Origin of the sequence: Actinomadura syzygii (assembly GCF_008085905.1) — a bacterium.
GTDB lineage: Bacteria > Actinomycetota > Actinomycetes > Streptosporangiales > Streptosporangiaceae > Spirillospora > Spirillospora syzygii.
The window spans coordinates 609,832-621,987 of the sequence record NZ_VSFF01000001.1 but is presented as its reverse complement, the minus strand read 5'-3'; the positions used below and the strand labels follow the sequence as shown (position 1 = coordinate 621,987).

General features: G+C 73.8%; 7 protein-coding genes. All 7 read right to left on the bottom strand.

Features of this window, described 5'->3' with window-relative positions; translation table 11 throughout:
• Position 1: 1 nt before the first annotated feature.
• Positions 2-586, bottom strand: a complete 585-nt coding sequence (locus FXF65_RS03075) for a nucleotidyl cyclase domain-containing protein (protein ID WP_148348112.1) — start codon at positions 584-586, stop codon at positions 2-4.
• 336 nt (positions 587-922) lie between these two features.
• Positions 923-1,771 carry a hypothetical protein gene (locus tag FXF65_RS03070; protein WP_148348111.1) on the bottom strand — a complete coding sequence of 283 codons (849 nt, stop codon included), beginning with the start codon at positions 1,769-1,771 and terminating at the stop codon, positions 923-925.
• Positions 1,772-1,908: 137 nt separating this feature from the next.
• On the bottom strand, positions 1,909-2,961 hold the full coding sequence (locus FXF65_RS03065) for a DUF5753 domain-containing protein (protein ID WP_148348110.1): 1,053 nt from the start codon (positions 2,959-2,961) through the stop codon (positions 1,909-1,911).
• A 90-nt stretch (positions 2,962-3,051) separates the two neighbouring features.
• Positions 3,052-3,873 (bottom strand): SAM-dependent methyltransferase, encoded by an 822-nt coding sequence (locus tag FXF65_RS03060; RefSeq protein ID WP_246198312.1) that lies wholly within the window; start codon positions 3,871-3,873, stop codon positions 3,052-3,054.
• 220 nt (positions 3,874-4,093) lie between these two features.
• The gene (locus tag FXF65_RS03055; RefSeq protein WP_246198311.1) at positions 4,094-5,038 is read right to left on the bottom strand and encodes a hypothetical protein; all 945 of its coding nucleotides are present in this window, start codon (positions 5,036-5,038) and stop codon (positions 4,094-4,096) included.
• A gap of 166 nt (positions 5,039-5,204) precedes the next feature.
• Positions 5,205-5,609 carry a DUF5959 family protein gene (locus FXF65_RS03050; RefSeq protein ID WP_148348108.1) on the bottom strand — a complete coding sequence of 135 codons (405 nt, stop codon included), beginning with the start codon at positions 5,607-5,609 and terminating at the stop codon, positions 5,205-5,207.
• Positions 5,610-5,651: 42 nt separating this feature from the next.
• On the bottom strand, positions 5,652-12,155 hold the full coding sequence (locus FXF65_RS03045; protein ID WP_148348107.1) for a HEAT repeat domain-containing protein: 6,504 nt from the start codon (positions 12,153-12,155) through the stop codon (positions 5,652-5,654).
• Between the last annotated feature and the right edge of the window lies 1 nt (position 12,156).

The following is a 12,156-nucleotide window of genomic DNA, read 5'->3' as shown; positions in this document are numbered from 1 at the left end:
CTTAGGGGATCCACATCCATGCCGTGGTGTGGGTCTCTTTCACGTCGACCCGGACCTTCTGAGTTTTCCGGTCATCGAGGATGTGGAATCCCTGGATCGCCTCATACAGTTGGCCAGAGATGATGACGCCGCATCCCGCCCCTTGCGACTTCATTTCCGCCTTCAGTTCCGGGGCGTCGAGGAGTCGCGTGGCCCGGTTGATGGCGTCCCCCGAATAGCCCTTCTCGTCCCTGTGAAGGAAACCGGCGCCCACCGCCACGCGGAGCTGTATCTGCGTGTCGGGTGACGCCGTCATGTTGTGCCGCCGCACAGCGTCGTTCAGCCGTCGGGGAAGGTCGGTGAGCAGGACGTCGATCCTGCCGCGCTTCTCGGCGACGATCAGCAGCCCGTCGCCCCGGTCGCTGTGCAGTTCGGACCGCCAGCGGATCCCGAGACCGGCCGCGACCTGCTCGACCATGTCGATCATCGTGCCGCGCACGTGGGTCTGGGACGCGTCGTCGCGGACGGAGTAGTCCGAGATGTCGACGATGAAGAAGTTCCGGTGGCGGGGCTTGAGGGGCTGGGCCCAGCGGCTGGGGTGGGGCATCGGTCACCTCGGTTTCGGACTGAGGACGTACGGGCGGCCGGGGTTTTCGGCCGCGCGACGGTGACGGCTCGGAAGCCGATGACGCCGCGGCAGCCGACAAGTGAAAGCCCGACCATTCCGCATGCCGACCGGCGGTGCGCGCGGTCGGCCCCACCGGCGGCAGCGTGAACAGAACCACCTTTGCACAGCCAGACCCCGCAATATCGGTCTTTCCCTCGACATTCGGTGTGAAATCGCAAGAAGAATGGTGAGCGCCGAAGAAAAAATCTGAAATATGCGGCGGAGCGAGTGGAATGAACCCGCCCCGCGTGACCTGCCGACCGGTCAGTAATGGAATTACGGCGCCCAGGCGCGCTGGCCGGGATTGTCGACGCGGTCGGCGCAACGGTCGAAGACGCGCGCGGCGTCGTGGTCGCCGTGGGCTTCCACCGCGTGGGCCAGGATGCGGGCGTGCCAGGCCGCCTGCCGGACGTCGAACTCGGCGTCCGGGGTGAGGAGGCCGGAGGCGACCGAGGCGCCCGGGGCGGCGGCCGCGGCGGCCATGGCGAACACCGCCGCCCGCTGGTTGCCGGGGGGATCGGCGGTGCCGAGGACGAGGGCGACCTCGTAGAGCGCGCGGCGGTCTCCCTCCGCGACCCGCACCGCCAGCATCCGGGTGTAGTCGCCGAGGGCGACCAGCTCGTGCAGTTCGACCGGGTTCAGCCTGATCGATCCCGCCGCGATCAGTTCGGCGGACGCCGCGGTCGCCGTCGGGACCGGCGCGGGCGGCCGGAGCGGCTGTTCGGCGTCCCCCGAGGCTTCGGGGAGGAACCGGCCTTCGGCCTGCTGGTACCGGTCCAGCGCGTCGGCCCTGCTCAGCAGAGCCTGCCATCCCGGCAGCGCGGCGCAGCCCGGATCGTGGTTCCGGATGTGCGCCTCATACGCGAAATGCTGCATGCAGAGGACGAGCACGTTGAGCTGACGGCTTCCCGGCAGCGTCATGAGACGGCCGTGCAGGATCTTGTAGATGTTGTTCGCGGACATTCCGGTGGCGTCCCCGCCCCGGTAGTCGGGATGGAGGGCACGGATTCGCGACGCGAGTTCGGCGAGCTCTTCGCACCTGGCCTTCCCGTTCTGGACGTGGAAGCCGTAGAGCAGGTCGATGAAGAGCTGGTGTGCGGGGGTCCGCCGCGGCGTCGTTGCCATGGATTCTGCGCTCCCGGTTGCCGTGGGGCTGCGCTCCTGCGGAGCGGAGGCGGAGGAGTGGGACGTTCGGGGGAGGGCGCCGCGCGGGTGCCCGCCGGATGGTTCAAGACTGACGGACCTGGAACAGACGCAGGCTCTCAGACGCGGGTGCCCGGCTCTGCGTCATCGGCCACACTTCCGCCGTCACCCGTGAACCCGGGGGTCACCGGACGGTCGTCGTCGGCGGACGGCGCCGCTCCGCCGGTCAGGTACCGCATCGCCTCGCGCAGCCGGCCCGGGGTCTCGTCGGGCCGTGCCGCCTGGATCGCCAGCACGTTCATCCAGTGCCGCGCCTGGACGGCGTCGCGCGGGTACATGTCGGCGTTGAGCCGCTGCAGGTAGGCCACCTGGGACACGGCCCGGTCCTGGAGCACGCGCACCAGCGTGATCGAGTTCGGCAGCATCGCCGGGCCCACGCTCAGCGGCATGATCTGGACGGTGACATGCGGCAGCTCGCACAGGTCCAGCAGATGGTCGAGTTGGCGGTACATCGCCTCGGGCGGGGCGACCCCGCGGAGCAGGGCCGCCTCGTCGATGATCGTCCACACGCGGGGCGGGTCGGCCGCGTACAGGATGCGCTGGCGGCGCAGCCGGAGCTCCAGCCGTCGCCGCCGCTCCTCCTCGCCCGCGCGCGGATGCGTCCGGAGGATCATCCACTCGGCGTAGTCGGGGTGCTGGAGGAGATCGGGGACCGCCTCGACGGCGTAGCAGCGGATCATCTGCGCCGCCTGCTCCGCGCCCAGGTAGGGCAGGAACCCCGGACGGAGCAGGCTGCGATAGGGCTCCCACCATCCCTCCTGCCGGGAATGTAGCGCGAGTTGCAGCAGCAGGGCCCGGACGGCGTGGTCGGTGACCCCGTACAGGGTGGCCAGCGTCATGACGTGGTGCGGGGAGGACGCCGTCACGCCCCGTTCCATCGCCCGCAGCAGGACGGGGGAACCGATCGCCGCCGCCGCGTCCTCCACCGGCACCCGCCGGTGTTCGCGCAACCCGCGGAGCCGGGCGGCGAGCAGCAGCCGCGGCCGGGTCAGCGCGTCGGGCTCGTACCGCGAACCCCACATCTCCGTCGTGTACGCCCAGTCGTCCACGCCGGCGAGGTCCTCGTCGCCGGGGGCGTTGACGGAGCTCCGTCCGCTCGTCAGCCCGTGCAACCGGCCGTCCCCTCGCCCCTCATCCCCGCGTCCGCCTCATCTCCGGTCCGCCGACTCCCCGGTTCGCCGATCGGTCCGGCGTGCGGACGCTCAGGGTTTGCGGCCCACGCCACCGAACTGGTCGACTTCGCCGGACGGCACGTCGGCGGCCTCGGGCCGCCACCGGTTACACGACACCACACCCGGCTCCAGCAAGATAAGACCCGCCGCGGTGAACAACTCTTCCAGTTGCCGTTTGGATCGGCATACCCCTTTGGGTTCGGCGTCCCTGTTCCACATGTCCACCGCGTCGCGCGCCCGGCGTCCGGTGATCTCGTCGGTCTGGTGGCTGATCGCCAGGTGGCTTCCCGGCGCGACCCGCTCCACGAGGCGCCCGAGGACCCGCACGGCCTCGTCGTCGTCGACGATGTGCCAGGTCACCCCGAGCATGGTGATCGCCACGGGGCGGGCAAGGTCCAGCGTCTCCCCGGCGAGGTCGAGGACGTGGTCGGGATCGTGCATGTCGGCGTCCAGGTAGGCGGTCACGCCTTCCGGGGTGCTCGTGAGCAGCGCGCGGGCGTGCGCCAGGACGAGGGGGTCGTTGTCGACGTAGACGACGCGGGCGTCCGGCCGCAGCCGCTGGGCGACCTCGTGGGTGTTGTTGGACGTCGGCAGCCCCGTCCCGATGTCCAGGAACTGGTCCATGCCCGCCTCGCCCGCGAAGAACTCCACCACCCGCCGCAGGAAGAGCCGGTCGGCGCGCGCCTGGTCCACGATGTCGGGCAGCACCTGCTCGATCTCGTCCGCTATCGCCTTGTCCGCCGGATAGAACTCATCGCCGCCGAGCCAGTAATCCCACACCCGCGCTGAATTGGGGACGCCCGGATCGACGCCGGGAATCGGCGGCAGATCCCGTCCGCGCTGCTCATCCACGACGACCTCGATCTAATCCGACATTAGGCATGATTTCAGGGTAAACGGCACATCTTCGCCATTGGATGGCCTCAACAGGTCAACACCCCGCATTGACATGATCGCTGCCGCGTCCCATGCGCAACAGGCGTCTTGCGTCGGCGCAAGCGTCCCACGCGCGTTACTCCAACCAATCCGAATAGCCCCATCGCCGCGCGGTTCATTTGAGCGGTGAGGTGGGCTAGAAGGGGTCGGCGTAGGGGCGTTCGGTCACTTGGTCGTAGATGCGGCGTAGCCAGGGCCGGCGCACTTCGGGTAGGCGCGCCAGCGTGCGGACGAAGATGTCCCAGTCCGGGCGGAACCGCACCGGTGGGAGCAGCGGCAGTGGATCATCGCGCCGGACGCCGTCGGGCACCCGGATCGGCATCGGGGCGGGCGTCCGGTTCTGATCGGACGCCAGCCACGTCCAGACCTCCGCGGCCAGCGGTACCGGGTGCGGGCCCGGCGGTGCCGCCCACACCCGGCCCGTCTGCGGATGGCGAGGCACCAGGACGATGTCTGCATCGGCGGCGTGGAGGCCCGGCCCGGCGAGCGCCAGGCTCTTCGGCGGCGGGCCGGACGGGAGCAGCGTGTCGAGCGCGGTGCGGAACGCGTCGGTGAGCAGGCCCTCGGGTACGGTCAACCGCCCGCCGGACGCGCCGACCAGCAGGTGGGGCAGCGCCGCCCCGGCCGCCGCCTCCCACACCGGGTTCCAGCCGCCGGGCGGATCGATCGGCGGTGTTCGCGCGCACTCGTCCTGCTCCGCCAACTCGTCCCAGCCGATCACCGGCGGCGAGGGTTCGTCGTCGGGGACGCTTCGCACGGAGCGCGGGTCCAGCCAGGTCGTCTGCCATAACCCGCAGTCGTCTACGCGGGTCGCCACTGGCTCCCCGCATTGCGCGCATGCGAGGTTCGGGCCGTTGCGGCCGTCCAGGCCCATGCAGTAGCCGTCGCACCGCTCGGGGATCAGGACGGTGCCGCGGACGTCCCCCGGCGCGACCGCCACCGCGTCCGGCGGGCCGTAGGACAGGCTGCGCACCGGCGCGTACACGCCGCGCGCCAGGGCCTCGTCCTCCCCGATCTCGCTCCACTCCCGCCACGGCGGCCCGGTCGGCTCCGGCTCCACCGCGAACGTCCCGGACCCCATGAGCGCGGGAAGGAGTTGATGGCCATAATGCTGATAGGCGTGAACGGGCAGCGCAACGCGCGAAACCGGGACGGTGAGAACGGCCTCACAGCGTGCACACACGAATACGGTCACACGTCCTCCCCGGCCATTGTCTCAGCAACCGGGGAATGGCGCCCGCCCGGTGCTATTCGGCCTGGAGTTTGCGGATGGCGGAAAGGCGTTCGTAGTGGTCGTCCAGCCAGTTCTCGGGGACGGCGACGAGGAGCTCGGCGGTGCTGGACGACCCCTGGCGGTCGATGACGGAGACGAGGAGGCGGTCCTCGTCGTCGAGTTCGAGCCAGATCTCGGTGGCGCGCTTGTCCTCGCGCCAGGCCGTGTTGTCGCCTTCGTGCAGGTCGTCGAGGACCGTTTCCCATTCGTCGATGTCCTCGGCGAACACCGTCGTGGCCACGTCGCCGTTGACGAAGGAGCTGCGGACCTCGATCCGCCCGGTCAGCCGTTCCGCGTCCAGTTCGGTCACCCGGAGGACGACGCTGTTCCCGTGCTCGTCGGCGAAGTGGATGAGGTCCGGAATGTCATTGCTCGTCACCGGGCTCATCGTAGTTAGTGCGCCGCGCGCCGCGGGACGGTTTCAGAGGGCGGTCTCGCGGCGCCAGGTCACCCATCGGGCCGGCGGCGGGGAGTGGCAGGCGGCGGCGGCTTTCTGGAGTTCGTCCCAGACCGCCGGGTCGTCCGGCTCCCGGAGGCCGAGGGACTCCAGCGCCCGCATCGCCACGTCCTCGTCGGGGTCGGCGGTGAGGCGCAGGAGGGCGGCGGTGTCGAGCGGGCCGGTCACGTCGAGGAAGTTCAGGGCGGCGTAGCGGATCGGCGCGACCGGGTCGGCCAGGGCCTCGCGGGCCAGGTCGCGGACGGTCTCGTCCGGCCGCGTGTAGAGCGCCACCAGCGCGGCGCCGCGGACGCGGGGGCAGTCGTGGCGCGTCGCGGCCAGCAGTGTTTCCCGGGTCTCCGGGTCGTCCGGCCACCAGGTGGCGAGCGCGGCGAGGGCCGGGCCGTGGACGGTGTGGTCGCCGCCCAGCGCCGCCGGGACGAGCTCCGGCCGCAGGTCCGGGTCGTCGCCGCGCAGGTGGGCGGTGATGAGCGCGGCCCGGCGCGGGTCGCCGTCCCAGAGGGGGAGGAGGCCGGTGGGCGTGAGCGGCAGCGGGCGGTCCCCGGCGACGAGGACGTGCCGCAGCGCCCCCTCGGTGGCGAGGTTCGGGTCGCAGGCGCCCGGCCACGGGTCCTCGGGCCGGGTCCGCGCCGCCTGGTGGAGGAGGTCGAGCGCCACCCGGCGGATGTACCAGTCCCGGTCGGCCGTCATCTCCCGCAGAGTTTCCACGGTTTCCGGATCGAACGGCTGCCGGATCACCAGGTGGCGCATCGCCAGCGCTCGCAGCGCCCAATAGGGGTCGGTCCGCGCGGCGGGGACGAGCGCGTCGAGGCCGTCCGGGTGGTAGCCGTCCGAGAGGACCGCGTGGGCCTTGTAGCGGACGCCGCCGTCCTCGTCCTCCACGGCGCGGCGGACGGCCGCGAGGGAACCGGGGTCGCGGAGCCACAGCGCGCCGATCTCGCGGAGCGCGGTGTACCTGAGCAGGACGGGCCCGGCGGTCGCGGCGTCGTGCACGGCGCGCAGGGTCTCGGGCTCGTCCGGCCAGCGGAGGAACAGCTCGTGGAGGGCGTCGGCCCGCCGGGTCGGGTGCCCGCGCTCGGCGGCGCGGACCGTCCCGGCCAGGTCGCGGGGACGGCGCCGGTCCCGCCGGTCGAGCGTCTCGCGGGCCGTCTCGCGGTCGTCGACGACGGGGCTGCGGCTCAGGAGATGCAGGGCGTCCCTGGTCTCGGGCGCGTCCGGCCACTGGACGAGCAGCGCCTCCAGCGCCGCCGCGCGGACGTCGTCGTCCGGGTCCCCGGCGCACCGCGCCAGCGCCCGCACGGTCGCGGGCGACGAGGGGCGCAGCGCCGCGAGCCAGCTCAGGGCCCGGACCCGCACCCGCGCGGAAGGGTCGCCGGTCTTGCGGCGGAGCCACTCGTCGTGGCCGGTGTAGAGGCGCGCGACGAGGTCGACCGCCGTGTCCCGGACGTTCGGCTCCGGGTCGTCGAGCGCCCGCTCGATCCAGCGACGGCACCGGGGGTCGCCGGGCCGCGCGGTGGCGAGGCCCCACAGCGCCAGCTCGCGGACGGCCTCGGACGGCGACCGCAGCCCGGCTTCGAGTACCGCCGCCGTGCCGGGGTCCGGCATCCGGCGGACGAGGTCGGCGAAGGCGAGGCCGCGGACGGGCCACTCCTCGTCCTGGAAGGCGATCCGGACGGCGCGCCGCGTCTCCGGCGCGTCCGGCCAGGCGAGCAGGAGCCGCGACAGCCCGGTCACCCGGACGCGGGAGTCGGGGTGCGACACCGCCGCCGCCGCGGCCGGGCGGTCCAGCGGCAGCGGCCGCGCCTCCGCCGCGCCGAGGAACGCGAGGCACGCCTCGGCCGCGCCGCGGACGCGGGTCGTCTCGTCCCAGAGCAGGCGTCCGACCAGGGCGGGCGTCTCGGGATGCGCGGGCCAGCGGGTCGCGAGGGCGGCGAGCGCGGCGAGCCGGACGTCCTCGGCCGGGTCGCACACGGCGCGGGCGACCCGCTCGAACACGCCGTCGGCGTCCCGCCAGCGCAGGCTCAGCGCCCTGACGCTCCCCCGGCGGATCTCGGCGGCGGTGTCGTCGGAGGCGGCCAGCATCGCCGCCGCGGCCCCCGGGAAACCGGGACGGTGCGCCGCGAGCGCCTCCACGGCCCGTTTGCGGGTCTCGCCGTCGTCGTCCTGGCAGGCCACGGTCAGCCGGTCGAAGGTCTCGGGGGAGTCCGGGTCGGACAGGACGAGCGCCTCCACCGCCGTCCGGCGGACGTCGCCGGACAGGTCGTCGAGCATCCGCCGCGCGGCGGCGCCGGTGGCGGGGTCGGCGCGCCACCGCACCAGCAGGACGCGCAGCGCCAGCCCCCTGACCTCGCTCTCGGGGTCGCGGGTGGCGGCGAGGACGGCCGTCCGGACGTGGTCGCGTTCCTGGTCGCGGGTGGCGGCGAGCAGCGCGCCGAGGGCGAGGAGCCGCACGTCCACGTCGTTGTCCGCGAGGGCGCGCTCGACCGTTTCCCATGTTTCGGGCTCCGCGCCGAACCGTTCGACCAGGGACGCGAGCGCGGTCCGCCGGACGGCCCCGAGCGGCGAGGTCAGGGCGGCGGTGACGTGCGTCCGTTGCGTCCAGCCCGCCTGCCAGCGTCCGGCGAGGAGGCGGCGGGCGCTGCGCCTGGCGCCCCGGTGCGGGTCGTCGAGCGCGTCGGCGGCGCGCCGCTGGTCGGCGCCGAGCGCGACGAGCGCCTCCAGCGCGGCGTCGCGGATCAGCCCGGCCGGGTCGCGGGTGAGCCGCTCGATGGCGGCGACGGCGTCCGGGTGCTCGCTCCAGCGCGCGGCGAGCGTTTCGAGGGCGACCTTGCGGACCATCCAGGCGGCGTCCCGCGCGCCCGCGAGGAACACGGGAAGCAGGGCCGGGTCGCCGCCCCAGTGCGCGGCGAGCGTCTCCATCCCGGCCTTGCGGACGTCCGCCTCGAACTCGCACACCGAGGACAGGCAGGCGTCCCGCAGCTTCGGATGGGCGGGCCAGTACCGCGACAGCACGCGCATCGCGACCACCCGGTTCGCCGCCACCGGGTCGGCCGTCGCGCGCAGGACGGCCCGCAGCACCTCGGGACGCCCGGCCCGGTGCTCACCGACGAGTCCGAGCGCGGCCTGCCGGACGTCCTCGTTGCGCGGGTCGCCGAGCCGTTCGAGGAGCGCCGCCGCGGGGTCGGCGTGGCCGTCCGCGCGGCGCGCGACCGCGACGGCCGCCGCGCACTGGACGTCGCCGTGCGGGCTGCGGCAGGCGCGGCGCAGCGCGTCCAGGGTCTGCGGACGGTCCGGCCACCGGCTCGCGAGCTGCTCGACCGCGACCGCGCCGACCTGCGGGTCCGGGTCGGCGACGGCGTCCAGGACGGCCGGGTACGTGCCGGGGTCGTCGGCGAAGCGGTCCGCGAGCGCGCGGATCGCGGCCTGCCGGACGTCCTCGTCGACGTCCACGGCGGCGTGCCGCAGCACGGCGAGGGTCCCGGTGACGCGGGCCCACGACGAGTCCAGCGCGCGGACGGCGGCGCGGCGCACCGACCAGTGCGGGTCCCGCGCGGCGCGGTGCACGGCGTCGAGGGTGCCGTGGCGCGTCGCCCAGTTCGCCGTGAGCTGTTCCAAGGCGGCTTCGCGGACGTCCGGGTCGGGATCGTCGAGCCGCCCCTGAACGGCCGCCGGCGTCGCGGGCTCGCGCGGCCAGCGCGCGGCGACCTGCTCGACCGCCGCCTGCCGGACGTCGGCGGCCGCGTCGTAGAGGGCCTCGTGGACGGCCTCGCGCGTGCCGGGTTCGTCCGGCCAGTGCGCGGCGAGCTGCTCGACGGCCGTCTGCCGGAGCGCGTCGGCGTGGTCGTGCAGGAGGTCGGCGACCAGTTCGCGTGTTTCGGGCAGGTCGGGCCAGCGTTCCACGACGGCGAGCAGGCACGTCCGCCGCTGCCCCGCGACGCCGTCGTGCCGCGCCATGTCGGCGAGCATGGCCCGGACGGACGGGGTGTCGGAGTACAGCGCGGCCAGGATGCGCGGCGCGAGACGGCAGGCGCGCCAGCTCACGAACGCCGACGCGTGCTGCCGGAACCAGTGCAGGAAGTGGTCGCGTGCGGGCCAGGCGGGGCCGATGGCGGCGATGGCGGGCAGCGCCGCCGTCTCCAGGCGTTCCTGCCGGTCGTCGGCGAAGGACCGGTCGGGCGCCCGCAGCAGCTCGATGATCGCGTCCAGCAGCGCGCGGGCCGACTGCTCGGCCGACCCGAGGCTGCGCACCTCGGCGAGGCACTGCACGGCGAGCGTCACCGCGCCGAGCGGCGGCTTGTCCAGGACGGTCGTCCGCACCGGCTCGACCTGCCGCAGCAAGTGCTCCAGCAGGCGGCCGGTGACGGTGGCGTCCACCATCCCGGCGACGAGGCGGAGGACCTCCGTCCAGGCAGGGTCCTCCCAGTGGGCCTCGTAGACCTCCTCGCGGAGCTGCTCCTCGGTCAGGGCGCGGGTCTTCTCGAACCGGGCGACGATCTCGCTCGCGCAGAAGAACTCCAGCAGGGCCCGGTGCACGAACCCGTAAATGCGCGGCCCGTACCGTGCGAGGACGAAATTGCGCTCGTGGAACTGCTCGACGATCGCGTTCGCGATGGCGGTGGCGCGGGCCAGGTCGTACTGGAAGCGGCCTTGCAGGTAGCCGACGATCTCGTCGACGAGGTCGTCCTTCCAGATGTGGTTCCCGGCGAGGCCGTCGGTGCCGAGCTGCATGCGGTAGGCGAGCCTGCGCAGCAGGTCCTTCTTGTCGTCCTCGCGGATCACGTCGGCGTCGATGCGGGCGTCGGAGAGGTGCTTGTTCACGTCCCAGTGCTCGACCAGGACGCCGGCCGCGTGGTCGTACACCTTCCAGCGCTCGCGCGGCAGCTCCCGGTGCTTGCCGATGATGGCGAGGATCGTCAGCAGCAGCGGGTTCCCGGCCAGCTCGCGGATCGGCGGGGAGTCGTCGATCGCGCCGGTCAGCCGCAGCCGCCGCTGCTCCGCCAGCGCCGGACGGTCGTGCAGCGCCAGCCCGTACCAGGACGTCAGGAACTCCTCGATCTGGTCGCCCCCGAGATCCTGGACGGTGTAGTGCGTGAACCCGGCCTCCTCCAGGATCCGCCGCCGGTACCCCACGATCCGGGACGTCACCAGCACCCGCGCGGTCGGCCGCGACGACGCGAACCAGGCGATCTCCCGGGCCACCGCCTCCCGCTCGCGCGGGTCGAACAGCTCGTCCAGCCCGTCGAAGATCACCAGCGCCGGGCCGCCGCCGGACAGCCGCGCCTCCAGCGCCTCGGCCGGGACGCCGAGCCCGTCGGTGCGCGCGCGGTGCGCGAGGTAGTCGCCGAACCCGGCGCACCGGTTGCGGGCGCGCTCGGCCGCGTAGTCGCGCAGCTCGATCAGCACCGGCTCGTGGCCGTCGAGGTCGGCGAGCCGCGGAGGCAGCCGGTCCTGCGCGAGGGCGAGCGCCAGGTAGCGGGCGACGGTCGACTTGCCGGCGCCCGGGTCGCCGAGCAGCACGCACAGCCGCTCGGCCGGACGCGCCGCGACGTCGAACAGCGCGCGGGTCGGGCGCGTCCGGTACACCTGGCGGACCTTCTCCAGGTCGTCGCGGTTCAGCCCCAGGCCGCGCGGGACGTCCGACGGCGACAGCTCCTTGGCGTCCTGGAGCTTGCGCCACAGCTCCTTCGGCAGCTCGACGGGCGGCGCGTCCTGCCGGACGTCCGGCTCGACGAACACGTCGCGCAGCCAGAGCTGGAGGTACTCCTCCCGTTCGGGCGGGGTCAGCGCCTCCAGGTCGAGCCGCCCGTACTCCTCGATCAGCCGCCGCCGGTACGCGCGCCAGTGCGCGGCCGTCGCCGCGTCCGCGCGCGAGCCGGGCTCCTCGCCGAGGCTGCGCGGCGTCACCAGCTCCTCGACGCGGGCGCCGAGGTCGGCGGGAGTGGTGAACTGCTCGCAGCCCTGGCCGGACGCCAGCTCGGCGCGGAGCGCGTCGACGCGGCCCGCGGCCTCGCCGCGGTCCATCGCGCCGGGCGGCCACGGCTCCCGGTCGCTCAGCAGGAACACGAGCGACTCGACCCCGGCGTCCCGCGCGGCGCGCAGCTCCAGCTCGGGCAGCGAGTGCTCGCGGCCCTCGGGCACCGGCCCGTACCGCCACGCGAGGACGCAGACGAACAGGTCGCAGCGGCGCACCTCGTCCAGGTGGTCGGCGAGCGGGCGCGTCGCCGCGTCGGACTCGACCTCGTCCACCCCGACCCGGCGCAGCGCGCGGCGCACCTGCTCGCGGTGGTCGCGCAGGTCGTCCGACGTCCAGGAGACGAGCACGCGCAGCGGCTTCGGCCGGGCGCGCGGCTCGCCGTAGTAGGTGGTGTTGTGGACGGTCAGGTGCTGGTCGCGCCCGGCGGCGTAGGCGTCACGCCCCGCTGCGACGTCCTGGCGCGGGGGTTCGTCGTCGTTGTCGGGGGCGGTCACC

Excerpts from the sequence above, each read along its gene's own strand:
- FXF65_RS03070 (WP_148348111.1), bottom strand. The coding sequence starts at position 1,771 with ATGGCAACGACGCCGCGGCGGACCCCCGCACACCAGCTCTTCATCGAC.
- FXF65_RS03075 (WP_148348112.1), bottom strand. The coding sequence starts at position 586 with ATGCCCCACCCCAGCCGCTGGGCCCAGCCCCTCAAGCCCCGCCACCGG.
- FXF65_RS03055 (WP_246198311.1), bottom strand. The coding sequence starts at position 5,038 with ATGGGGTCCGGGACGTTCGCGGTGGAGCCGGAGCCGACCGGGCCGCCG.